The 22,891-nt window shown below is 59.2% G+C and carries 21 protein-coding genes; 14 read left to right on the top strand and 7 right to left on the bottom strand.

Annotation, left to right across the window (positions count from 1 at the left end):
* Positions 1-4 precede the first annotated feature (4 nt).
* Both HK44_RS09550 and HK44_RS09545 read right to left on the bottom strand, forming a co-directional pair.
* Complete coding sequence (locus HK44_RS09550) at positions 5-1,270, bottom strand: transporter associated domain-containing protein (protein WP_019692012.1); 1,266 nt, start codon at positions 1,268-1,270, stop codon at positions 5-7.
* A gap of 12 nt (positions 1,271-1,282) precedes the next feature.
* Positions 1,283-2,095, bottom strand: a complete 813-nt coding sequence (locus HK44_RS09545) for a cytochrome C assembly family protein (RefSeq protein ID WP_019692013.1) — start codon at positions 2,093-2,095, stop codon at positions 1,283-1,285.
* A gap of 208 nt (positions 2,096-2,303) precedes the next feature.
* Between HK44_RS09545 and ffh the strand changes: the two genes are divergently transcribed.
* From ffh to HK44_RS09495, 10 genes are all read left to right on the top strand, one after another.
* The gene (ffh, locus tag HK44_RS09540; RefSeq protein WP_019692014.1) at positions 2,304-3,680 is read left to right on the top strand and encodes a signal recognition particle protein; all 1,377 of its coding nucleotides are present in this window, start codon (positions 2,304-2,306) and stop codon (positions 3,678-3,680) included.
* Positions 3,681-3,929: 249 nt separating this feature from the next.
* Positions 3,930-4,181 carry a 30S ribosomal protein S16 gene (rpsP, locus tag HK44_RS09535; RefSeq protein WP_019692015.1) on the top strand — a complete coding sequence of 84 codons (252 nt, stop codon included), beginning with the start codon at positions 3,930-3,932 and terminating at the stop codon, positions 4,179-4,181.
* Positions 4,182-4,186: 5 nt separating this feature from the next.
* On the top strand, positions 4,187-4,726 hold the full coding sequence (gene rimM / locus HK44_RS09530) for a ribosome maturation factor RimM (protein WP_019692016.1): 540 nt from the start codon (positions 4,187-4,189) through the stop codon (positions 4,724-4,726).
* Between the two features lie 2 nt (positions 4,727-4,728).
* Complete coding sequence (gene trmD / locus HK44_RS09525) at positions 4,729-5,481, top strand: tRNA (guanosine(37)-N1)-methyltransferase TrmD (protein ID WP_019692017.1); 753 nt, start codon at positions 4,729-4,731, stop codon at positions 5,479-5,481.
* A gap of 45 nt (positions 5,482-5,526) precedes the next feature.
* A complete protein-coding gene (gene rplS / locus HK44_RS09520) occupies positions 5,527-5,877 on the top strand; it encodes a 50S ribosomal protein L19 (RefSeq protein ID WP_003175895.1) in 351 nt (116 codons plus the stop codon).
* Positions 5,878-6,033: 156 nt separating this feature from the next.
* Positions 6,034-6,930, top strand: coding sequence for a site-specific tyrosine recombinase XerD (xerD, locus tag HK44_RS09515; protein ID WP_019692018.1), 897 nt, complete (start codon positions 6,034-6,036; stop codon positions 6,928-6,930).
* 334 nt (positions 6,931-7,264) lie between these two features.
* Positions 7,265-7,996, top strand: coding sequence for a DsbC family protein (locus tag HK44_RS09510; RefSeq protein WP_019692019.1), 732 nt, complete (start codon positions 7,265-7,267; stop codon positions 7,994-7,996).
* Positions 7,997-8,132: 136 nt separating this feature from the next.
* Complete coding sequence (locus HK44_RS09505; RefSeq protein ID WP_019692020.1) at positions 8,133-9,437, top strand: homoserine dehydrogenase; 1,305 nt, start codon at positions 8,133-8,135, stop codon at positions 9,435-9,437.
* A gap of 66 nt (positions 9,438-9,503) precedes the next feature.
* Positions 9,504-10,913, top strand: a complete 1,410-nt coding sequence (gene thrC / locus HK44_RS09500) for a threonine synthase (RefSeq protein WP_019692021.1) — start codon at positions 9,504-9,506, stop codon at positions 10,911-10,913.
* A 254-nt stretch (positions 10,914-11,167) separates the two neighbouring features.
* Positions 11,168-11,455 carry a DUF3509 domain-containing protein gene (locus tag HK44_RS09495; protein ID WP_019692022.1) on the top strand — a complete coding sequence of 96 codons (288 nt, stop codon included), beginning with the start codon at positions 11,168-11,170 and terminating at the stop codon, positions 11,453-11,455.
* Between the two features lie 167 nt (positions 11,456-11,622).
* Here the strand turns inward: HK44_RS09495 and HK44_RS09490 are convergent, their stop codons facing one another.
* Complete coding sequence (locus HK44_RS09490) at positions 11,623-12,576, bottom strand: TIGR02285 family protein (RefSeq protein ID WP_019692023.1); 954 nt, start codon at positions 12,574-12,576, stop codon at positions 11,623-11,625.
* Positions 12,530-13,729, bottom strand: a complete 1,200-nt coding sequence (locus tag HK44_RS09485; RefSeq protein WP_019692024.1) for a CaiB/BaiF CoA transferase family protein — start codon at positions 13,727-13,729, stop codon at positions 12,530-12,532. Before HK44_RS09485 ends, HK44_RS09490 begins: the two co-directional genes overlap by 47 nt.
* A 149-nt stretch (positions 13,730-13,878) precedes the next feature.
* On the opposite strand from HK44_RS09485, the gene HK44_RS09480 reads away from it, so the two are divergent.
* The 3 genes from HK44_RS09480 (at position 13,879) to HK44_RS09470 (ending at position 17,664) form a co-directional block, all read left to right on the top strand.
* The gene (locus HK44_RS09480) at positions 13,879-14,421 is read left to right on the top strand and encodes a YaeQ family protein (RefSeq protein ID WP_019692025.1); all 543 of its coding nucleotides are present in this window, start codon (positions 13,879-13,881) and stop codon (positions 14,419-14,421) included.
* A gap of 66 nt (positions 14,422-14,487) precedes the next feature.
* Positions 14,488-16,197, top strand: coding sequence for a single-stranded-DNA-specific exonuclease RecJ (gene recJ, locus HK44_RS09475; protein ID WP_019692026.1), 1,710 nt, complete (start codon positions 14,488-14,490; stop codon positions 16,195-16,197).
* Positions 16,198-16,557: 360 nt separating this feature from the next.
* Positions 16,558-17,664 carry an NADH:flavin oxidoreductase/NADH oxidase gene (locus HK44_RS09470; protein ID WP_019692027.1) on the top strand — a complete coding sequence of 369 codons (1,107 nt, stop codon included), beginning with the start codon at positions 16,558-16,560 and terminating at the stop codon, positions 17,662-17,664.
* A 186-nt stretch (positions 17,665-17,850) separates the two neighbouring features.
* On the opposite strand, the gene HK44_RS09465 is transcribed toward HK44_RS09470, so the two are convergent.
* Positions 17,851-19,485, bottom strand: a complete 1,635-nt coding sequence (locus tag HK44_RS09465) for a glucan biosynthesis protein D (RefSeq protein ID WP_019692028.1) — start codon at positions 19,483-19,485, stop codon at positions 17,851-17,853.
* A 483-nt stretch (positions 19,486-19,968) separates the two neighbouring features.
* Here HK44_RS09465 and HK44_RS09460 point away from each other — a divergent pair, with 483 nt between their 5' ends.
* Positions 19,969-20,154, top strand: coding sequence for a hypothetical protein (locus tag HK44_RS09460; protein WP_024264827.1), 186 nt, complete (start codon positions 19,969-19,971; stop codon positions 20,152-20,154).
* An 88-nt stretch (positions 20,155-20,242) separates the two neighbouring features.
* On the opposite strand, the gene HK44_RS09455 is transcribed toward HK44_RS09460, so the two are convergent.
* Entirely contained in the window at positions 20,243-20,725 is a 483-nt protein-coding gene (locus HK44_RS09455; protein WP_019692030.1) for a BRO-N domain-containing protein, read from the bottom strand.
* Positions 20,726-21,211: 486 nt separating this feature from the next.
* Positions 21,212-22,696, bottom strand: a complete 1,485-nt coding sequence (locus tag HK44_RS09450) for an APC family permease (protein WP_019692032.1) — start codon at positions 22,694-22,696, stop codon at positions 21,212-21,214.
* Positions 22,697-22,891: the final 195 nt, after the last annotated feature.

The raw sequence follows: 22,891 nt of genomic DNA, 5'->3' as shown, positions 1-22,891 counted from the left end.
GGTTTTACAGCGGTTTCGCCGCCGAACGCAGGCTTGTGGCCTCGCCAGTGGCTACGTGCCAGATCAATACCCGGCTGACGCGGTTGTCTTCGGTTTCGAGGATTTCCAGGCGATAACGCCCGATTTTCAGGCACACCGCGCTGTCTGGAATGGTTTCCAGCGCTTCGGTGACCAGTCCGTTGAGGGTTTTCGGGCCGTCGCTCGGCAGGTGCCAGCCCAGGCTCTTGTTCAGTTCACGAATCGAGGCCGCGCCCTCGATCACCAACCGGCCATCGGCCTGCGGGTGAATGTGCGGATTGTCGAGGCTGTGCTGGCTTTCGAATTCGCCGACGATTTCTTCGAGAATGTCTTCCAGGGTGACGATGCCTTCTACTTCGCCGTATTCGTCGACCACCATGCCCAGGCGGCGCTGCTGCTTGTGAAAGTTCAGCAGTTGCAATTGCAGCGGGGTGCTTTCCGGGACGAAGTAAGGTTCGTGGCACGCGTCGAGCAAGGCTTCTTTGGTCAGCCTGGCGTCGGGCAGCAAATGGCGGATCTGCCGGGTATTGAGAACCGCTTCGACCTGATTGATATCGCTGTGAAACACCGGCAAGCGCGTGCGTTTGTTGGCGCGCAGCTGTTCGATGATTTCCTCGATCGAGTCATCCAGATTGATCCCGTCGACTTCACTGCGCGGTACCAGGATGTCGTTGACGGTAATGTTGTCCAGCGCATGAATGCCCGACAGCATGTGTGGGCGGCAGGCTGCGTGTTCGTGGTCGGTGCCGTTGTTCTGCGGTGCCGGTGGCTCGTCTTCGCTTTGCTGAACGACCTTGATCTTGCGTGCGAAGGGCTTGAGCAGCAATTGGCTGATGCCGCTGAGCAGCCAGGCGGCCGGGTAAATTATTTTCAGCGGCACGCCGAGCAGGGTGTTACCCAGTGCCAGAATGGCGTCTGGATAACGGCTGGCGAGGGTGCGTGGCAGGTAATCGGCAAATACCAGCAGCGCAGCAGCGGCACTCAGGCAGGCGAGCCATGGGCCTTTTTCCGCCCAGCCGAAAATCGCCAGCAGGGTGCTGATGACCACCACCAGCACGCGGCACAGGGTATTGCAGAAGATCAGACTGTTGAGCGGGAAACCGAGTTTCGCGAGCGGCTTGTCGCCGGAGCGCGAGGCGGTGCGCTGAGTCAACAGGTGCTGGTGTGCGGCTTCGATGGCAGTGAACAGCCCCGACCATAAGATCAGCAGGGCCAGCACGGCGAGCAGCGGCCCTATGGGCAGGTTATCCATAACGAATACCCGTCAGATGTGCAGGATGAATTCGCGGACCAGCTTGCTGCCAAAATAGGCCAGCATCAGCAGGCAGAAACCGGCGAGGGTCCAGCGAATGGCCTTGTGGCCGCGCCAGCCAAGACGATTGCGACCCCACAGCAACACGCTGAACACGATCCAGGCCAGGCATGCCAGCAGGGTCTTGTGCACCAGATGCTGGGCGAACAGGTTTTCGACGAACAGCCAGCCGGAGATCAGCGACAGTGACAGCAGGGTCCAGCCGGCCCAGAGGAAGCCGAACAGCAGGCTTTCCATGGTTTGCAGCGGCGGGAAGTTCTTGATCAGGCCGGACGGGTGCTTGTGCTTGAGCTGGTGGTCCTGGACCAACAGCAGCAACGCCTGGAACACCGCAATGGTGAACATTCCGTAGGCGAGGATCGACAGCAGGATATGCGCAAGAATCCCCGGCTCTTCGTCGATCACCTGCACGGTGCCCGACGGCGCGAATTGCGCCAGCAGCACCGTGGCCATCCCCAGCGGGAACAGCAACACCAGCAGGTTTTCCACCGGGATCCGTGAGCAGGCCAGCAGTGTCAGCGCGATGACGGCCGCGGCGATCAGACTGGCGGCACTGAAAAAGTCCAGACCCAGGCCAGTCGGCGTTATCAGGTGGGTGAGAAGGCTCGCGCTGTGGGCCAGCACGGCAAGGATGCCGAGCGAGACCAGCAGGCGTTTGTTCGCCTTGGCGCCTTGGGCCAGACGAGTGCCTTGATAGAGAGTCGCAGCGGCATATAAGCAGGCGGCGGCGAGGGTGCTGAGCAAACTGGGTGACAAAGGGAGCATAAATCCTGTTAGGCAAGCCCGAAAGAGGCTGAGTTTGGCATACAACCGACATGACACGAAAGACCACTCAACCAGACGGCGGGTGTGCGCCAGACGCAGTCTTCGCTATAATCCGCGACCTGCCCACGCCGCAGGCTCGCCGAGCACATGTTTTTCACGGTCTGGGCCGCCATTACCTCGGTCTCCATAGGGCCTGAAAGGATCGCGCATGTTTGAAAACTTAACCGACCGTCTCTCGCAGACGCTGCGCCATGTCACCGGCAAGGCCAAGCTGACCGAGGACAATATCAAAGACACACTGCGCGAAGTGCGCATGGCGTTGCTCGAAGCCGACGTCGCCTTGCCGGTGGTCAAAGACTTCGTCAATTCGGTCAAGGAGCGCGCTGTCGGCACCGAGGTGTCGCGCAGCCTGACGCCGGGCCAGGCCTTCGTGAAGATCGTCCAGGCCGAACTCGAAAGCCTGATGGGCGCGGCCAACGAAGATTTGAACCTGAGCGCCGTGCCGCCAGCCGTCATTTTGATGGCTGGTCTGCAAGGTGCCGGTAAAACCACCACCGCTGGCAAACTGGCGCGCTTCCTTAAAGAGCGCAAGAAGAAGTCGGTCATGGTGGTGTCGGCGGACGTTTACCGCCCGGCCGCGATCAAGCAGCTGGAAACCCTGGCCAACGACATCGGCGTGACGTTCTTCCCGTCCGACCTGAGCCAGAAGCCGGTCGACATCGCCGAAGCGGCGATTAAAGAAGCCAGACTGAAATTCATCGACGTGGTCATCGTCGATACCGCCGGTCGTCTGCACATCGACGAAGAGATGATGGGCGAGATCAAGGCCCTGCACGCGGCGATCAAACCGGTCGAAACACTGTTCGTGGTCGACGCCATGACTGGCCAGGACGCCGCCATCACGGCCAAGGCCTTTGGCGACGCGCTGCCGCTGACCGGGGTGATCCTGACCAAGGTCGACGGTGACGCCCGTGGCGGTGCCGCGCTGTCGGTGCGTGCGATCACTGGCAAGCCGATCAAGTTCATCGGTATGGGCGAGAAGACCGAAGCCCTCGAGCCGTTCCACCCGGAGCGTATTGCGTCGCGTATCCTCGGCATGGGCGACGTGCTCAGCCTGATCGAGCAGGCCGAGGCGACCCTCGACAAAGACAAGGCCGACAAGCTGGCCAAAAAGCTGAAGAAGGGCAAAGGCTTCGACCTTGAAGACTTCCGCGATCAGCTGCAGCAGATGAAGAACATGGGCGGCCTCGGCGGGCTTATGGACAAACTGCCGAACATTGGCGGGGTGAATCTGGCGCAAATGGGCAATGCCCAGGGTGCGGCAGAGAAGCAATTCAAGCAGATGGAAGCCATCATCAATTCCATGACCCCGGCCGAGCGCCGCGACCCTGAGCTGATCAGCGGTTCGCGCAAACGTCGGATCGCCATGGGTTCCGGCACCCAGGTGCAGGATATCGGTCGCTTGATCAAGCAGCACAAGCAGATGCAGAAGATGATGAAGAAGTTCTCCGCCAAAGGCGGAATGGCCAAAATGATGCGCGGCATGGGCGGTATGTTGCCCGGCGGCGGCATGCCCAAGATGTAAAAGATTCGCGCCGGCATTCATGTCGGCGCGGCCCCACACGGACGTGGGACCTACAGCAAGCCCGCATTGGCGGGAGCTGACTCGCCGTTGTTCGCAACGGCTCTATAGCAAATCTGGATGGCACACTGACAGGTGCCGGAAAAAGACATTTGCAAAAGTCCGGATATTCCTTAGAATATGCGGCCTTTCGGGCACCTATGCCCGCTGTGCATTTAGATTTGCAGCACCGACTACAGGAACTATGTTCACATGCTAACAATCCGTCTTGCCCTTGGCGGCTCCAAAAAGCGCCCGTTTTACCACTTGAACGTGACCGACAGCCGCAACCCACGCGACGGTTCGCACAAAGAACAAGTTGGTTTCTTCAACCCGATCGCTCGTGGTCAAGAAATCCGCCTGTCCGTGAACCAAGAGCGCGTAGCCTACTGGCTGAGCGTTGGTGCACAACCTTCTGAGCGTGTTGCTCAGTTGCTGAAGGACGCTGCTAAGGCTGCGGCCTGAGCAATATGAACGCGACGCCGGCAAATGCTGATGATTTGATCGTTATCGGCAAGATTTATTCTATTCATGGCGTTCGCGGCGAAGTGAAGGTCTTTTCCTTTACTGATCCGATTGGAAACCTGTTGGACTACAAAACCTGGACGCTCAAGCGCGAAGGCGATGTACGGCAGGTAGAGCTGGTCAGCGGCCGTGTACATAACGGCAAGTTTCTGGTCACGAAGCTCAAAGGTCTCGATGACCGCGAAGAAGCTCGTCTTCTGGCCGGTTTTGAAATCTGCGTGCCGCGTAACCTGTTTCCTGATCTGACCGACGGCGAGTACTACTGGTACCAGCTGGAAGGTCTGAAGGTTATCGACCACCTCGGGCAATTGCTCGGGAAGATCGATCACCTGCTGGAGACCGGCTCGAATGATGTCATGGTGGTCAAGCCTTGCGCTGGCAGCCTGGATGATCGCGAACGCCTGTTGCCCTATACGGAGCAATGCGTGTTGGCTGTCGACCTCGCAGCGGGCGAGATGAAGGTGGATTGGGACGCGGACTTCTAAGCGTGGCTAACTTGCGCGTCGAAGTGATCAGTTTGTTTCCCGAGATGTTTTCCGCCATCAGCGACTACGGCATCACCAGTCGTGCGGTGAAACAGGGGCTGTTGCAGCTGACCTGTTGGAATCCGCGAGACTACACAACGGATCGACATCACACTGTGGATGATCGCCCATTTGGCGGTGGTCCGGGCATGGTGATGAAGATCAAGCCCCTGGAAGATGCTCTGGTTCAGGCCAAGGCAGCAGCCGGGGAGGCGGCGAAGGTAATTTACCTGTCGCCCCAAGGCCGTCAGCTGACTCAGTCGGCGGTACGCGAGTTGGCGAATGAGGAAGCATTAATCCTGATTGCCGGCCGCTATGAAGGCATTGACGAGCGTTTTATTGACGCTCATGTCGATGAAGAGTGGTCGATTGGCGACTATGTACTGTCTGGCGGCGAGCTGCCGGCGATGGTCCTGATCGATGCGGTTACACGACTGCTGCCTGGAGCTTTAGGGCATGCGGACTCCGCCGAGGAAGATTCCTTTACGGATGGTTTGCTGGATTGCCCGCACTACACCCGACCTGAGGTGTATGCGGATCAGCGTGTTCCCGACGTGTTGCTGAGTGGCAATCACGCGCATATCCGGCGTTGGCGTTTACAGCAGTCCCTTGGTAGGACCTTTGAACGACGCGCCGATCTTCTGGAAAGCCGCTCGCTTTCTGGAGAAGAGAAGAAGCTGCTCGAGGAATACATCCGCGAGCGGGACGATAGTTAACAACGTATCGATGGTAGATCCGACGATTTACCTTAGGAGCACAGCATGACTAACAAAATCATCCTTGCACTCGAAGCAGAGCAGATGACCAAAGAGATCCCTACCTTTGCCCCGGGCGACACCATTGTCGTTCAGGTGAAAGTGAAGGAAGGCGACCGTTCGCGTCTGCAAGCGTTCGAAGGCGTAGTAATCGCCAAGCGCAACCGTGGTGTGAACAGTGCTTTCACTGTTCGTAAAATCTCCAACGGTGTTGGCGTAGAGCGTACTTTCCAGACCTACAGCCCGCAAATCGACAGCATGGCTGTTAAACGTCGCGGTGACGTACGTAAAGCCAAGCTGTACTACCTGCGTGACCTGTCGGGTAAAGCAGCTCGCATCAAGGAAAAACTGGCTTAAGTCCAGCTTCCGATGCAGAAAAAAGCAGCCTACGGGCTGCTTTTTTGTTGCCCGTCATTTATTCCTCCTCCTGAAAGTGCCATGGTTTCGCGAGCGGCCATGCTATGAAAGACTGTTCGCCACCCTCCCGTTGTTGTCTGTCTTGCTTGAGCCTTTATGCCTGCCATCGATCATCCATTGATAGACCAGTTTCTCGACGCCCTGTGGTTGGAGAAAGGCCTGTCCGATAACACCCGTGACGCCTATCGCAGCGATCTGGCCCTGTTCAACGGCTGGTTGCAGGAGAGGGGCCTGGAGCTGCTCGACGCCGGGCGCGAGCTGATCCTCGATCATCTGTCCTGGCGCCTCGAGCAAAACTACAAACCCCGCTCGACTGCGCGGTTTCTCTCGGGCGTGCGTGGCTTCTATCGCTATTTGCTGCGTGAAAAGCTGATTGCCGTCGACCCGACATTGCGTGTCGACATGCCGCAACTCGGCAGGCCGTTGCCCAAGTCGTTGTCGGAAGCGGACGTGGAAGCCTTGCTCGCTGCACCGGATCTGAGCGAAGCAATCGGCCAGCGCGATCGCGCCATGCTGGAAGTGCTGTATGCCTGCGGCTTGCGGGTTACCGAGCTGATCAGCCTGACGCTGGAGCAGATCAATCTGCGTCAGGGCGTACTGCGGGTCATGGGCAAGGGCAGCAAGGAGCGACTGGTGCCGATGGGCGAGGAGGCGATTGTCTGGGTCGAGCGCTACCTGCGCGATGCGCGTAGCGAATTGCTGGGTGGGCGGCCCAGCGACGTGCTGTTTCCGAGCCTGCGCGGCGAGCAGATGACCCGCCAGACCTTCTGGCATCGCATCAAGCACCAGGCCAAAGTCGCCGGGATCGGCAAGTCCCTGTCGCCGCATACCTTGCGCCACGCCTTTGCCACCCATCTGCTCAACCACGGCGCCGATTTGCGGGTGGTGCAGATGTTGCTCGGTCATAGCGACCTGTCGACCACGCAGATCTACACCCACGTCGCTCGCGCCCGTTTGCAGGACCTGCACGCCAAACACCACCCACGTGGCTAGCGGAACACCGGTGGCGAGCTTGATTCTGTGGCGAGGGAGCTTGCTCCCGCTGAGGTGCGAAGCGGCCCCAAAGCCGGTCACCGCAGTTATTCCGGTAAGCCGCAGCAGCCGGATTGCGACTGCTGCGCCCGAGCGCGGACCGGCCGGCGGGAGCAAGCTCCCTCGCCACAATGATCATTGGCCTTTGAGCTTTGCATATAGTCATGCATCAGCCACAGTCGGCCACGCGGGCCTTATGTGGTAGGCTTTGCGGGTTTGCACGATGGGCGGTTATGACCCGGTGTTCCAGTACCGGCGTTCTAGCCGACTCATTTGCCCGCCTTCAGGAGTCCTCATGCGTCTGACCCAGATTTTCGCCGCCGCAGCCATTGCGTTGGTCAGCACCTTTGCCATCGCCGATGATGCGGCTGATAAAGCTATTCGTAAAAGCCTGGAAACCCTACAGCTCGACACCCCGATCGAGTCCATCAGTGCCAGCCCGCTGGCCGGTCTCTACGAAGTCAAACTCAAGGGCAGCCGCGTGCTGTACGCAAGCGCCGACGGCCAGTACATCGTTCAGGGCTATGTGTTCCAGCTCAAGGACGGCAAACCGGTCAACCTCACCGAGAAGGCCGAGCGTCTGGGTATCTCCAAACTGATCAACGGCATTCCGGTTGCTGAAACCGTGGTTTACCCGGCGATTGGCGAAACCAAGACCCACATCACCGTATTCACTGACACCACTTGCCCGTACTGCCACAAATTGCACGCCGAAGTGCCTGCATTGAACAAAATGGGCATCGAAGTGCGTTATGTTGCTTTCCCGCGCCAGGGCCTCGGCTCGCCGGGCGATGAACAACTGCAAGCGGTCTGGTGCTCTGCTGACAAAAAAGCGGCGATGGACAACATGGTCGACGGCAAGGAAATCAAGGCTGCCAAGTGCGCCAACCCGGTTTCCAAGCAGTTCGCCCTGGGTCAGTCGATCGGCGTGAACGGTACACCGGCCATCGTTTTGGCCGATGGCCAAGTGATTCCGGGCTACCAGCCAGCACCACAAGTCGCCAAACTGGCACTGAGTGCGAAATAATCCTGCGTCGTCACGGTAAGCCTTTGACGATCATGGAGCGGCGACAGAAGTCGGCGCTCCATTAATAGAGAGCCGCACGCTGTGCGGCTGTTTTCCACGGCCGACCTTGAGTCGGCCGTTTTATGGGGAGTTCACAGTGAAACCGGTCAAAGTAGGCATCTGTGGGTTAGGGACCGTCGGTGGCGGTACCTTCAACGTACTTCAGCGCAACGCCGAGGAAATTGCTCGTCGTGCCGGGCGTGGAATCCAAGTGGCACAAATTGCCATGCGCACGCCAAAGCCTCAGTTCCAGACGACCGGTATTGCGATTACCAACGATGTCTTCGAAGTGGCCACGAACCCTGAGATCGACATCGTTATAGAGCTGATGGGCGGCTACACCGTTGCCCGCGAGCTGGTACTCAAAGCCATCGAGAATGGCAAGCATGTGGTCACCGCGAACAAGGCACTGATTGCTGTTCACGGTAATGAAATTTTCGCCAAGGCCCGCGAGAAAGGCGTGATCGTCGCGTTCGAAGCCGCGGTAGCCGGTGGCATTCCGGTAATCAAGGCGATTCGTGAAGGCCTGTCGGCCAACCGTATCAACTGGGTCGCCGGGATCATCAACGGCACCGGCAACTTTATCCTCACCGAAATGCGTGAGAAGGGCCGGACCTTTGAAGACGTACTCGCCGAGGCGCAAGCCCTGGGTTACGCCGAAGCCGATCCGACCTTCGACGTCGAAGGCATCGATGCGGCGCACAAGCTGACGATCCTGGCCTCCATCGCATTCGGCATCCCGCTGCAATTCGACAAGGCCTACACCGAAGGCATCACCAAGCTGACTACCGCTGATGTGAATTACGCCGAAGCGCTGGGCTATCGCATCAAGCACCTGGGCGTGGCGCGTAGCACCGCTGCCGGCATCGAACTGCGCGTGCACCCGACGCTGATCCCGGCCGATCGCCTGATCGCCAACGTCAACGGCGTGATGAACGCAGTGATGGTCAATGGTGATGCTGCCGGTTCGACCCTGTTCTACGGTGCGGGCGCCGGTATGGAACCGACCGCTTCGTCGGTCATCGCCGACCTGGTGGATGTGGTTCGCGCCATGACCAGCGACCCGGAAAACCGCGTACCACACCTGGCCTTCCAGCCGGATTCGCTGTCGGCCCACCCGATCCTGCCGATCGAAGCCTGCGAAAGTGCCTACTACCTGCGCATCCAGGCCAAGGATCATCCGGGCGTGCTGGCCCAGGTCGCGAGCATTCTGTCGCAGCGTGGCATCAACATCGAATCGATCATGCAAAAGGAAGTCGAAGAACACGACGGCCTGGTGCCAATGATCCTGCTGACCCACCGTGTGCAGGAACAGCGCATGAATGATGCGATCGCCGCCCTCGAAGCCTTGGCGGACGTGGTCGGTCCGGTGGTGCGGATCCGTGTCGAGCACCTGAACTAAGTCGTTATCGTTCACCGGGCTCGTGCACGAGCCCGGGTTTGCGAACTCTGAATTGTGGAGCCAGTCATGCGTTATATCAGTACCCGCGGCCAGGCACCGGCCCTGAATTTCGAAGACGTGCTGCTGGCCGGTCTGGCCACTGACGGCGGTCTGTACGTACCGGAAAACCTGCCACGTTTCACCCAGGAAGAAATCGCTTCCTGGGCCGGCCTGCCGTATCACGAGCTGGCTTTGCGGGTGATGCGCCCGTTTGTCACCGGCAGCATCCCGGATGCCGACTTCAAAAAAATCCTCGAAGAAACGTACGGTGTGTTCTCTCACAGCGCCGTGGCGCCATTGCGTCAGTTGAACGGCAACGAATGGGTGCTGGAGCTGTTTCACGGCCCGACCCTGGCGTTCAAGGACTTCGCCCTGCAATTGCTCGGTCGTCTGCTTGACTACGTGCTGGAGAAACGCAGTGAACGCGTGGTCATCGTCGGCGCCACCTCGGGCGATACCGGTTCAGCCGCCATCGAAGGCTGCAAGCACTGCGAAAACGTCGACATCTTCATCCTGCACCCGCACAACCGCGTGTCCGAAGTGCAGCGTCGCCAGATGACCACTATCTTCGGCGAGAACATCCACAACATCGCCATCGAAGGCAATTTCGATGACTGCCAGGAAATGGTCAAGGCGAGCTTCGCCGACCAGAGCTTCCTCAAGGGCACGCGTCTGGTGGCCGTGAACTCGATCAACTGGGCGCGGATCATGGCCCAGATCGTCTACTACTTCCACGCAGCCCTGCAGTTGGGCGGCCCGGCGCGCTCGGTGTCGTTCTCGGTGCCAACCGGCAACTTCGGTGACATCTTCGCCGGCTATCTGGCGCGCAACATGGGCCTGCCGATCAATCAGTTGATCGTCGCCACCAACCGCAACGACATTCTGCACCGCTTCATGAGCGGCAATCAGTACGTCAAGGAAACCCTGCACGCCACGCTGTCGCCGTCGATGGACATCATGGTCTCGTCGAACTTCGAACGCCTGCTGTTCGACCTGCACGGTCGCAACGGCGCCGCGATTGCCGGCCTGATGGACACCTTCAAGCAAGGTGGCGGTTTCAGCGTCGAGCAAGAGCGCTGGACCGAAGCGCGCAAACTCTTCGACTCGCTGGCCGTGGATGACGCGCAAACCTGCGAGACCATCGCTGAAGTCTTCGCACAAACCGGTGAGCTGCTCGATCCGCACACAGCCATCGGCGTCAAGGCTGCGCGTGAGTGCCGTCGTAGCCTGGATATCCCGATGGTGATTCTGGGAACGGCCCATCCGGTCAAATTCCCTGAAGCCGTCGAAAAAGCCGGTATAGGAAAAGCGCTTGAACTGCCTGCCCATCTTTCTGATTTGTTCGAGCGAGATGAGCGCTGCACCGTTTTGCCAAATGACCTGAAAGCCGTGCAGGCTTTTGTCAGCCAGCATGGCAACCGCGGCAAGCCACTCTGACAGGGTTCCTGTCGCATGTTGAAGCCCGTCTCCTGACGGGCTTCCTCGTTTCTGCATGGCGCACTTGTCGTGGGGCCGCTCCTCCAGCACCCGTTTAACCTGCTGTTTTTTTCCTGTCATCTTTCCCATGCATGCTCTGAAGACTCAGGGTAAAGCAACAGGCCGTCAGTCGAGTTCAGAACTTTCTTCTCGGGCCAGTGGTCATTTACCACGCCCTTGGCAATTTGTTTTCGGACTATTGAGTGGTGATCGAGATGGAAAGTATCAGCCTATTGCTGGGTGAGGCATTGAGCCCGTATCAGGTAACGCTGACCCCGTCAGGTGCTCATGGCGAATGCCTGGTGACATTGAAGAGTAGCGCTGGCGCCATTGTGGTCGAACATGAGTTCAATCAGGCGCAGTTCACGGATAATCGGCTGCTGACAGATGTTGTCGACGGATTGCACCGCGACTTGTTGATCGCCGAAGGACGGCTTGAGCCCAGCGTGATTGCGGCGCTGCGCAATGTTGCGCAAGACAAACGTCTGGCTGGCAGAAGCTGATTTGTTTTTTGCGGGAACCTTCCCGCAATCAGGTTAGTCAGACCCTGTATCATCAAGAGCAGGCATTGTGCTCCGGTGCCTGTCGCTTGTTGGGCGGGTCTTTGCAGGCCACGTTTAACCCCGAGTCGTCTCCCCACTTCTCGGGGTTTCTTTTGCCTGGCGTTTGGTCAGGGTGTCTCATTCTGGAAAAACCGCTTGGCATCTTCCAGATATTCGCTGCGCATTTTCGGGTCGAGCCATTGGGCGTAAAACTCGACCAGCCTGGTCTGTCCCGGTCCGCGCAATAGTGTGTTTATGTGAGTGATGGCCTGACGACCCTGCTCGGTATCCGAGCAAGCAATATGAATCGACTGGTACTTGTCCGTGCCGCGAAGCCTGTAGAACTCCAGTTCGTCGGGCGAAATGCCTTGCTGTTGCGCCTGATAACGAATTTCCGACCAGTACCCCAGCAGGGCGGTCAAACGACCCAGGCGCTGCATTTGCAGCAGACTGCCTAGGGCATCGTTACCGTAATGGGCTGCCAGGCTGTTGCTCGGTGCCTGTTGCAGCAGGCGGTCAACGACCTGGCCGTAGCTGCGTTCGGCGATCACTCCCAGTTTCTTGTCCCGATCCGCCAGCAACCGTTCCAGATCGACGCTGTTGCCGATGATGAAGGGCGCAAGTGCTTCGCGGTCCGCATGGCGTATCACAATGCCGTTGGCGGGGACTCGATAGGCCACGATGGAATAGGTGATGTGTTTTGCCCGTTCCGGGCTCCACAGCAGCGAAGGATCGCAGGTGAAGCTGGGTTCCAGGAGCATTTGCATGCCGCGCGCGCGGTTGACCCGAAACGTTGTGTGTTGGTACTCGGGCATGCTGGCGATCAACGCCGGTAACAACCGGTCGATCACGCCCTGGTTTTTTTGCGGTCCGTCGAAAATCGTCAGCGGCGGTAAATCGCGCATCAACCAGATCAGCGAGTCCTTGGCTTGAGCGGCTGAGGGGATTGCCAGCAAGCACGAAAGTGTTGCGCCGAAACCCAGCAAGCGCAGGTGTTGCGCCACACACTGGTGAATCAATGACAATCCCTTCAGTTTAGATAGCCCCATCGGCACGCAGCCGTGCGATTTGTTGCGCGTCATAACCAAGCTCGTTCAGCACCTGCGCGTTATGTTCACCCAGCTCTGCGCCGACCCATTCGCAAGCACCCGGCGTTTGCGAAAGTTTTGGCACGATGCCCGGCATCTTGAAGTCCTTGCCGTCGGGCAGCTTGGCTTGCAGGAACATTTCCCGGGCAAGAAATTGCGGGTCGCTGAACATGTCTTCGGCGCTGAAGATTCGGCTGGCCGGCACTTCGGCCAGGTTCAACTGCTCGATCACTGCATCCAGCGGCAATGAACTGACCCAGCGATCAATGACCCCATACAATTCATCGCGACGGCTATCGCGGCCATCGTTGCTGGCAAGCGCTGGATCGTTGGCCAGGTCGTCGCGGCCGATGGTCTGCATGAAGCGCTTGAAGATTGCATCGCCATTGGCACCGATCTGCACGTGCTTGCCGTCGGCGCTGGTGTGGATGGAGGAGGGCGTGATGCCGGGCATGATGTTGCCGGTGCGCTCGCGGATAAACCCGAACACATCGAACTCCGGGACCATGCTTTCCATCATGGCGAAGATCGCTTCGTACAACGCCACGTCCACCACTTGCCCTTGACCACCGTTGACCTCACGGTGACGCAAGGCCATCAGCGCGCCGATCACGCCCCACAGCGCGGCAATCGAGTCACCGATGGAAATCCCGGTGCGCACTGGCGGTCGATCCTCGAAGCCGGTGATGTAACGCAAACCGCCCATGGATTCGCCCACCGCGCCGAAGCCCGGTTGATCCTTCATCGGCCCGGTTTGCCCAAAGCCCGACAGACGGACCATCACCAGTTTCGGGTTCAGCGCATGCAGCACGTCCCAGCCCAGGCCGAGTTTTTCCAGTACACCGGGGCGGAAATTTTCGATCAGGATATCGGCTTCGCTGAGCAACTGCTTGAGGATCGCGAGGCCGTCGGGGTGCTTGAGGTTCAGCGTCAGGGACTTCTTGTTGCGCGCCTGGACGAACCACCACAGTGAAGTGCCCTCGTAGAGTTTGCGCCACTTGCGCAACGGGTCACCGCCATCCGGAGATTCGATCTTGATCACTTCGGCGCCGAATTCGGCACAAATACGCGAGGCGAAAGGGCCGGCGATCAAAGTACCGAGTTCGATGATTTTCAGGCCGGCAAGGGGCTTGGCGGTGAGCGGCATGGTCAATCCTGTAGGACAAAGGCTGAGCGAGTAGATCGTTTTATCATAGGCAGGAGCTCATCGCCCACGCTTGATGGCCGTCATGATTCGTTGATTGACCCCGGCATCGGTTAGACTTGCCGCCTTTCCTCGTATCAAGAAGCCCGTTCATGGCCCAGCCGTCCACGACCTACAAGTTTGAACTGAACCTTACCGACCTCGACCGCAGCGTGTACGAGAGCGTCAAGCAGACCATAGCCCGCCACCCTTCGGAAACCGAAGAACGCATGACCGTGCGGCTATTGGCCTACGCCCTCTGGTACAACGAGCAGCTGTCCTTTGGCCGTGGTCTGTCGGAAGTGGACGAGCCAGCCTTGTGGGAAAAGAGCCTGGATGACCGCGTTCTGCACTGGATCGAAGTCGGCCAGCCAGACGCCGATCGTCTGACCTGGTGCTCGCGTCGTACCGAACGCACCAGCCTGTTGGCCTACGGCAGCTTGCGCGTCTGGGAAACCAAAGTGGTTCCGGCGGTAAAAAACCTGAAAAACGTCAACATTGCCGCGGTTCCTCAGGAAGTCCTGGAAACCCTGGCCAAGGACATGCCCCGCGTTATCAAGTGGGACGTGATGATCAGCGAAGGGACGATCTTCGTCACTGACGACCGTGGTCAACACGAAGTCCAGCTGCAATGGTTGGCGGGCGAGCGCGGCTGATTTTTCGCCGCAGGATCGCATCACCCGGTTTTATCCTACGTATTCAAGAGAAGCACCTGTCACCCCATGCGCATCGAACCTCGCCTATTGCCCGACACCCTGCCATTCCTCGGTGATATCCCACCCCTGCTGACCCGTTTATACGCGGCGCGGGGTGTGCAGTCGGAGGCGGAACTGGACAAGAGCCTGGCGCGCTTGATCCCGTATCAACAGCTCAAGGGCATCGAGGCCGCGGTGGACTTGCTGGTGGTAGCGCTGGAGCAGCGTCAACGGATTCTGATCGTTGGCGACTTCGATGCCGATGGCGCGACTGCCAGCACCGTTGGCCTGTTGGGACTGCGTCTGCTCGGCGCGGCTCACGTCGATTATCTGGTGCCCAATCGTTTCGAGTACGGCTACGGCCTGACCCCGGAAATCGTTGCGGTGGCGTTGCAGCGCGAGCCACAGTTGCTGATCACCGTGGACAACGGCATATCCAGCGTCGAGGGCGTGACGGCGGCGAAAAAGGCCGGGCTCAAGGTTTTGGTCACCGATCACCACTTGCCCGGCGACGAGCTGCCGTTGGCCGATGCCATCGTCAATCCGAACCAGCCCGGATGCGAGTTTCCGAGCAAAGCGCTGGCCGGGGTCGGGGTGATTTTCTATGTGCTGATGGCGTTGCGTGCACGCTTGCGCAGCCTGGGCTGGTACGAGAGCAAGCCGCAGCCGAACATCGGTGAGTTGCTGGATCTGGTGGCGCTGGGCAGTGTTGCCGACGTGGTGCCGCTGGATGCCAACAACCGGATTCTGGTGCATCAGGGCCTGGAGCGGATTCGCGCTGGCCGGGCTCGACCGGGCATCAAGGCGATTCTCGAAGTGGCCAAGCGTGATCACTCGCGCATTACCTCGACCGACCTGGGGTTCATTCTCGGCCCGCGCCTGAACGCGGCGGGGCGTCTGGACGACATGAGCCTGGGCATCGAATGCCTGCTGACCGAAGACGTGGCGATGGCCCGTGAAATGGCTGCGCAACTCGACGGCATGAATCAGGACCGCAAATCCATCGAACAGGGCATGCAGCGCGAAGCGTTGGCCCAGCTCAAGGACTTGCCGCTGGAGTCGATGCCCTTCGGCTTGTGCCTGTTTGACCCCGAGTGGCACCAGGGCGTCATCGGGATTCTCGCGTCGCGTATGAAAGAGCGTTATTTCCGTCCGACCATCGCCTTTGCCGACGCCGGTGACGGCATGCTCAAGGGCTCGGGACGTTCCGTGCAGGGCTTTCATATTCGTGACGCCTTGAGTGTGGTGGCGGCGCAGCATCCAAATCTGATCAGCAAGTACGGTGGCCACGCCATGGCGGCGGGCCTGACGTTACCGGAAGCGAATTTCCCGTTGTTTGCCGTGGCCTTCGACGCGGAAGTTCGTCGGCAAATGCGTGAAGAGGACCTGACCGGGCGGTTGCTGTCGGACGGCACCCTGGCAGTCGAAGAATTTCACCTGGAACTGGCCCGCGCCCTGCGCCATGCCGGTCCCTGGGGCCAACACTTCCCGGAACCGCTGTTTCACGGGGTGTTCCAGTTGGTCGAGCAGCGAGTGGTCGGTGAGCGTCACCTCAAAGTGGTGCTGAAAAGCGAATGTGGTTCGGTGAAACTCGACGGCATTGCGTTTGGCATCGACCGCGACGTCTGGCCGAACCCGACCATTCGCTGGGTCGAGCTGGCCTACAAGCTAGACGTCAATGAATTCCGCGGCCAGGAAACCGTCCAGCTGATGATTGCCCATATCGAACCGCGCTGAACCCGGTTCCAGCAGAAGTTTCAATGAGGCCTTTGTGGCGAGGGAGCTTGCTCCCGCTGGCCGGTCCGCGCTCGGGCGCAGCAGTCGTAAAACCACTTACCGACATGCGTCAGACAAAACGCATTTAGGGCCGCTCCGCGCCCCAGCGGGAGCAAGCTCCCTCGCCACAGGTTTCGCTCTGGCTACTAATGAGCCCTCCCTGATCCCTCGATGTCGTCTAGGCTCTAATCACTGCTTGATTGGCCTTGTGACGTTTTGTCCATTTTTTACCCGCGGGGGCGGGTGCCATATCCTTTCCTGTCACTCGTCGACTATTCAAACAGAACCCTGGAGCCTGCCCACTGATTTGAGAGGTGCCCCATGAGTCTGCTGCTTGAACCGTATACCCTTCGTCAATTGACCCTGCTCAACCGCATCGCGGTGTCGCCGATGTGCCAATACTCCAGCGTCGATGGACTGGCCAATGACTGGCATCTGGTCCACCTCGGCAGCCGTGCCGTGGGCGGGGCCGGCCTGGTCTTTACCGAAGCCACGGCAGTCACCGCCGAGGGTCGGATCACCGCCCAGGACCTGGGCCTGTGGAACGACGAACAGATCGAACCACTGCAACGCATCACCCGGTTTATCACTGCCCAAGGCGCGGTCGCCGGTATTCAACTGGCCCATGCCGGACGCAAGGCCAGCACTCACCGGCCGTGGCTGGGCAAACACGGCAGTGTCAAACCGGCGGATGGCGGCTGGACCCCGGTCGGCGCCTCGCCGATAGCCTTCGACCCTCAACACACACCACCCACACCACTGACCGAGGCACAAATCGCCGAGGTGATTCAGGCATTCGTCGAGTCGGCCAAGCGTGCACTGACCGCAGGCTTCAAAGTGGTTGAAGTGCATGCGGCTCACGGCTATCTGCTACATCAATTTTTGTCGCCGCTGAGCAATCAGCGCCGTGATCAGTACGGCGGGTCTTTCGAAAACCGCATTCGTCTGGTGCTGCAAGTGACCGAGGCGGTACGCGCGGTCTGGCCTGAAGAGTTGCCATTGTTCGTTCGTGTATCGGCCACCGATTGGGTTGAAGATGGCTGGAACCCGGATGAAACCGTGGAGCTGGCGCGGCGCTTGAAAGCGTTGGGGGTCGATCTGATCGACGTGTCGTCCGGCGGCACTGCAGCGAATGCGGAGATCCCGACCGGGCCGGGTTATCAGACGCGGTTTGCCGAGCGCGTGCGCAAGGAGTCGGGAATTGCCACCGGCACCGTCGGATTGATTACCGAGCCCGCGCAAGCCGAACACATTCTGCGCACCTGTCAGGCCGACATCATCCTGCTGGCTCGCGAACTGTTACGCGACCCGTATTGGCCACTGCACGCCGACGACGACCTGGGTGGCCGCAAAGCCATCTGGCCGGCGCAGTATCAACGGGCGACGAGTCGCGATCAGCCGATCCATGAGTCGGATTTGCGGGACTGAGTGACACTGCAAAAACGAAAAGCCCCGGTTGTTTGGCCGGGGCTTGCTTGTCTGGCGGAAATTTTTATTGGCTTTGCTGGCCTCATCGCGAGCAAGCTCAGCTCCTACGGGGGAGCGGTGTCGACGAGGTAGATTCCGTAGGAGCAAGGCTTGCCCGCGATGGGCCCCGTCCAGACGCCACTTGTCTTATGACGCCGGCCAATCCGGGTACTTGCGCTTGTCCGGCTCAGGCGGGAAATACTGATACAGCCAGGTTTCGCTCAACGTTCGGTCATGGGTGCGGATGAACAACCGCAGTTCCACCGGCGCCACGCTGTCATCGGTCGGGACCCAGTCAAAGGTGATTCGATAGCCTTTGATGTCATCCAGCGCCAGCACGTTGAAGTCCTTGACCTGACCGCTCGACGCCGTGACCTCCGGTTCGATTCCCGTGCCTTCAGGCAAACGATCCAGTCCGCCGCCGGTAAAGTCGACCGCAAAACGCCGCGCCCAGACTTTCGGATAGTGCTCGCCGGGAGCCCAGCCTTCGACGAAACCGCCCATCCCCGAACGCGTGGCATTGACCCGCGCCAGCGGCGTGCCAACGGGCGGCAGGGCGCTCCAGTAGAGCTTGTAGCCGTAGTTCAGCGAGTCGCCGGCGGCCACCGGTTTTTTCGGGGTCCAGAAGGCCACGATGTTGTCCAGGGTTTCGCCTGTGGTCGGGATTTCCAGCAGGTCGACGGAGCCTTCGCCCCAGGCGGTGGTCGGCTCGACCCACAGGCTCGGGCGCTTGCTGTACCAATCGACAGTGTCCTGATAGCTGTCGAACTCATGGTCGGTCTGCACCAGACCAAAACCTTTCGGGTCCGTGTCGGCAAAGGCGTTGAATTGCAGGGTCGCCGGGTTGTTCAGCGGACGGCAGATCCACTCGCCGTTGCCGCGCCACATGGCCAGCCGATCCGAGTCATGGATCTGCGGGTGAAGGGTGTCGCACATGCGCCGTTCGTGAGTGCCGCAGCTGAACATGCTGGTCATTGGTGCGATACCGAGTTGCTCGATGGCGGTGCGCGCGTTGACGTGTGCGTCGATGGCCATCACCACCTGATTGGCCTGGCAGTCGATGTCAAAGCGATAGGCACCGGTGGCACTCGGTGAGTCGAGCAGGGCATAGACCACGAAACGGGTGCTGTCCTTGTCCGGGGTTTCAAACCAGAACTTGGTGAAGTCCGGAAACTCTTCGCGCTTTTTGGCGTAGGTATCGATCGCCAGGCCACGGGCCGATAAGCCGTACTGACCGGTGTTATCCACAGCGCGGAAGTAGCTGGCGCCAAGGAACGACACCACGTCGTGTTTATCCAGTTCCGGGGCCTTGAACAGCTTGAACCCGGCAAAGCCCAGGTCGCCCTTGAGCTGCGCGGTATCGATGTTGGAATTCTGGTAATTGAACAGCGAAGGGTGGAAATGCACTTCCCGCGCCTGACGGGTCTTGGGGTCGACGCTGTACATGCGCACTGGTTGCTTGAAGCCCATGCCGACGTGGAAGAACTGCACGTCGAGTTGCCCGTTCAGGTCATTCCACAGCGAATGTCTGGCGTCGTACTGAATCGCGTTGAACTGCTGCGGCGTCATGTTCGCCAGCGTCGCTGGCAACACCTGCTTGGTGTCGGCATAACCACTGCTGGCCAGTTGCTTGGCTTGTGCCTGCAACGCCTCGAAGTCGAAGGCCTGAGCCTCGCCATCGGCCGTCCCGGCCCAGGCACGCGCGGCCAACAGTCCGGTGGCCGAAAGGCCGGTGTAGGCAGCGATGGCCATGGAGGCTTTGAGCAAATTCCTGCGGTGCATAGGACAACCTGTCGTGGACGATCCCGCGGCGTTCCTGGCTGCGTTTTGGATCAAAATGTGAGGTTCGGACAAGCCTTCGGCCAAACGCATCGGATTTTAAACAGATGCCCAATAAGATAAAGCGTTCGAAATAGCTCGAAAATGATGAGCGTGCGCTTTATGGAGAATTCCCACAGGCCGTGCCAGGGCTGCGTGTTACTCGCAGCGCAAGGCACGCAGCTGCAGGAGCTGGCCTCCCGAGGATATTCAGCTGTCGTTCAAGCCGATTTGGTGTTTCAAATAAGTGTTTTTATTTTTTGACTAATTACTCTAAAAACGGCTCGCAAACGTTTTTTTGTTCCTATTCTTAGGCTCATGACCGGACTTTGCCCTTGAGACCGGTGAACGTTCAGCCGGACTCACGCAAGTGCCAGACATGGTTGAAACAGGAGCAGGGCGATGAGGTATCTGAAGTTTCCGTTCACGTGCAGAGGGACATCGTCCATGGAAAAAGCACAAGGCATCATCGGGTTTTTAGGGGTTTTCTCAGGCTTGAGCCTCTCGCGAAGGTCGCGCCGGCTCAGCTCGGAGGAGGTGAAACTCGTCGAGCAGTATCGGCAGTTATCGGAGAGCGACCGCATTGCGATGCGCTATCTGGTGGATGCGATGCACCGTGTTTCGCGGTTTTGAAGAGAGGTTGTTTGATATCTCGCCTACAGAATGGGTGGACTGAAAACTCGGTCCACCCATTTTTTTATGCGGGCTGAATTGTGGCGGTTCAGCCTGCGTTGGCTGTTATCGATGGGCGTTGCGCCAACAGCAAGTCAGGCATGTCTCGCCACTTCACCCACGCCTGATCCCGCCAATGCAGCAGCGGCACAGACACGCCGGCCCACTGCAACGAACTCAGGCTTGGAGAGTTTGCCTCAAACGCTGGCTGCGAGCTGCGCAATGTCGGCATCACTTCATGACTCAGCCATTGGCGCAGGTTGCGATTTTCCGGAACGAAGTGATGGATCAGCAGCGCGTACATACCTGATTCACTGACCATCAGCGCTTCGACGGGATTGCCGCTTTTGAGCAACCAAACGTATCGACGCTGATCAGGATCGAGCTTCAGGGTGAGTCGTTGATCCAGCGGGCGCCCCATCAGTCGGCCAAGATCCTGAACGCAGAACCAGGCTTGGTTTTCGTGCATGAAGGCGTGAAGGAAGCGGTTGTGGCGGGTGAAGACGGTGGGGGTGAAATGAGGATGGGTCATGGCCTGCCTCCGAAGAGACGGCAAGAGGCATTTTTGGACGGATTTCGAGCGTATTTGGACATTAGATGACTTCCGTTTCGATTTGGAGAGTCGCCACCAACCCTTCGACAGGTTGGGTGGCGAACCGAGTGGCGTTCGAAGTCGGGACACTTCCAGTCAAAACGGAAGCCGGAAGGCCCGCGCCACACGGCCCGCCATAAAGCAGAACTGAAGGCATAAAACAGCCTCAGTTCTATGGGGGCGCGTAAGCACCGTTTTGACTTTTCCCGGCTTCGACCCCGGGCCGCTGATTTTGCAGCGACGGGATGAAGCCTATCGACAGGGTGCTTACGGCGGCAAGTCTACTCTGGCACTACCTACTGTAGGAATGGGTGTCTTTATCTGGAGGCTCGCTCTGAAGGAAACGCCTCTAATCTGCTAACTGCAAATGTGCTAACCCACTTTCCTCGTCACCCTGACCCGTTATCACAGGTCAGGGCGCTGTCATTACCGGCTGACTTTCCAGGCATCACCCGCAGGGGCGGTGCCGTGGTCATACGGTTTGCCGAGCCACATGTAGAGCAGGCCCAGGCCAATCACGATGGCAGTGCTCAAGACCATGGCGTAGTTGATGTACCACGCGGCATCCGGTGTGCGTGGCCAGGCCATGTTGATGATGGCGCCCACGCCATAGACCAGCGCGCCGATGTTCACCGGCAGACCCCAGGCGCCCAGTGTGAATTTACCGCTGGGTTCCCAGCCGCGAGCGCGGGCGTAGAGGGCGGCGAGCACGATCATCTGGAACGCCAGGTAGATGCCGATGGCCGCGAAGCTGACGATGGTGGCGACGGCGTCTTGCAGGAAAAAGCCGAGGGCAATAATCAGTGCAGGGAGGACGCCAGACACGAACAGCGCGGCAACCGGAACCTGAGTCGTCGGCGAAATCTTTTTCAGCAGTGCACTGCCGATGACCATTTCATCACGAGCATAGGAATACAGCAGACGACTGGCCGCCGCTTGCAGGCTGATGACGCAGGAGATGAAGGAAATCATCACCACACCCATCACCACTTTCGAACCCACAGGACCGAAGGCGTTGTTGAGGATAGTGGTTACCGGGTCCTTGTCAGTGCCGTTGATCACCGCTTGCATGTCCGGCACCGCAAGAATCAGCGCCAGGCAGGCAAACATCGCCGCAATGCCGCCGATGTAGATGGTCATGCGCATGGCCACCGGAATCTGCTTGCTCGGGTTCGGGGTTTCTTCAGCCACGTCGCCGCAGGCCTCGAAGCCGTAGTACAGAAACATCCCGGCCAGGGAGGCGGTCAGGAACGCCGGCAGGTAGGAACCGTCGACGCGGATATCAAAGGTGTTGAACAGCACGCTGAGTGGCTGATGGCGTTCGAAGACCAGCAGGTACACGCCAACGACCACCGCGCCGACCAGCTCGCAGAGAAAGCCGAACATGGCGATACGCGCCAGCACCTTGGTGCCGCTGAGATTCACCAGAGTGGCGAACAGCGTCAGCACCAGGGCGATGACGATGTTGGTGTTGTTGCTCGGTTCAAAGCCCATCATCGCCGCCAGGTAAGGACCGGCACCGACCGCAACGGCCGCGATGGTGACGCACAGGGCAATGGAGTAGATCCAGCCGACCATCCACGCCCAGCGTTTGCCCACCAAGCGGCGGGCCCATGGGTAGACACCACCGGAAATCGGGAACTGCGACACCACTTCACCGAATATCAGGCAGACCAGCAGTTGGCCGCAACCGACCAGCAAATACGCCCAGAACATCGGCGGGCCACCGGCGGCCAGGCACAGGCCGAACAGGGTATAAACCCCTACGACCGGGGAGAGGTAGGTGAAGCCCAGGGCGAAGTTTTCCCACAGGCTCATGCTGCGATTGAAGTTCGAGGTGTAGCCCAGCTTGCGTAACTGCTCGGCATCGCTGTCGGCGGCAATTGCAGATAAATCGGGTAGTGCACTCATGGCGTTCATGCTCCGGAAAATCGGCAGATTTCGGATGTCCGAAACCGTGGCTGGGCCATGACGGCTCAACCCGGATCGGTGGTTATTGTTTTGGTTTCTTTGGGGTGGAACCTGGTGGTGCTGGTTGCCGGTTTCTTCCTTGAGATTGCGGTGACGCTATCGCGGGCAAGCCTTGCTCCTACAGGTTTCGCGCGG

Origin of the sequence: Pseudomonas fluorescens HK44 (assembly GCF_000217955.3) — a bacterium.
Taxonomy (GTDB): Bacteria; Pseudomonadota; Gammaproteobacteria; order Pseudomonadales; family Pseudomonadaceae; genus Aquipseudomonas; species Aquipseudomonas fluorescens_AQ.
Note: the sequence above shows the minus strand (reverse complement) of the source record. Positions and strands in the feature narration are given on the sequence as shown.

Excerpts from the sequence above, each read along its gene's own strand:
- HK44_RS09485 (WP_019692024.1), bottom strand. The coding sequence starts at position 13,729 with ATGCCGCTCACCGCCAAGCCCCTTGCCGGCCTGAAAATCATCGAACTC.
- ffh (WP_019692014.1), top strand. The coding sequence starts at position 2,304 with ATGTTTGAAAACTTAACCGACCGTCTCTCGCAGACGCTGCGCCATGTC.
- HK44_RS09455 (WP_019692030.1), bottom strand. The coding sequence starts at position 20,725 with ATGACCCATCCTCATTTCACCCCCACCGTCTTCACCCGCCACAACCGC.
- HK44_RS09550 (WP_019692012.1), bottom strand. The coding sequence starts at position 1,270 with ATGGATAACCTGCCCATAGGGCCGCTGCTCGCCGTGCTGGCCCTGCTG.
- xerD (WP_019692018.1), top strand. The coding sequence starts at position 6,034 with ATGCCTGCCATCGATCATCCATTGATAGACCAGTTTCTCGACGCCCTG.
- HK44_RS09450 (WP_019692032.1), bottom strand. The coding sequence starts at position 22,696 with ATGAGTGCACTACCCGATTTATCTGCAATTGCCGCCGACAGCGATGCC.
- HK44_RS09490 (WP_019692023.1), bottom strand. The coding sequence starts at position 12,576 with ATGACGCGCAACAAATCGCACGGCTGCGTGCCGATGGGGCTATCTAAA.
- HK44_RS09480 (WP_019692025.1), top strand. The coding sequence starts at position 13,879 with ATGGCCCAGCCGTCCACGACCTACAAGTTTGAACTGAACCTTACCGAC.
- recJ (WP_019692026.1), top strand. The coding sequence starts at position 14,488 with ATGCGCATCGAACCTCGCCTATTGCCCGACACCCTGCCATTCCTCGGT.
- thrC (WP_019692021.1), top strand. The coding sequence starts at position 9,504 with ATGCGTTATATCAGTACCCGCGGCCAGGCACCGGCCCTGAATTTCGAA.
- HK44_RS09545 (WP_019692013.1), bottom strand. The coding sequence starts at position 2,095 with ATGCTCCCTTTGTCACCCAGTTTGCTCAGCACCCTCGCCGCCGCCTGC.
- rpsP (WP_019692015.1), top strand. The coding sequence starts at position 3,930 with ATGCTAACAATCCGTCTTGCCCTTGGCGGCTCCAAAAAGCGCCCGTTT.
- HK44_RS09510 (WP_019692019.1), top strand. The coding sequence starts at position 7,265 with ATGCGTCTGACCCAGATTTTCGCCGCCGCAGCCATTGCGTTGGTCAGC.
- HK44_RS09470 (WP_019692027.1), top strand. The coding sequence starts at position 16,558 with ATGAGTCTGCTGCTTGAACCGTATACCCTTCGTCAATTGACCCTGCTC.
- rimM (WP_019692016.1), top strand. The coding sequence starts at position 4,187 with ATGAACGCGACGCCGGCAAATGCTGATGATTTGATCGTTATCGGCAAG.
- rplS (WP_003175895.1), top strand. The coding sequence starts at position 5,527 with ATGACTAACAAAATCATCCTTGCACTCGAAGCAGAGCAGATGACCAAA.
- HK44_RS09495 (WP_019692022.1), top strand. The coding sequence starts at position 11,168 with ATGGAAAGTATCAGCCTATTGCTGGGTGAGGCATTGAGCCCGTATCAG.
- HK44_RS09460 (WP_024264827.1), top strand. The coding sequence starts at position 19,969 with ATGGAAAAAGCACAAGGCATCATCGGGTTTTTAGGGGTTTTCTCAGGC.
- HK44_RS09465 (WP_019692028.1), bottom strand. The coding sequence starts at position 19,485 with ATGCACCGCAGGAATTTGCTCAAAGCCTCCATGGCCATCGCTGCCTAC.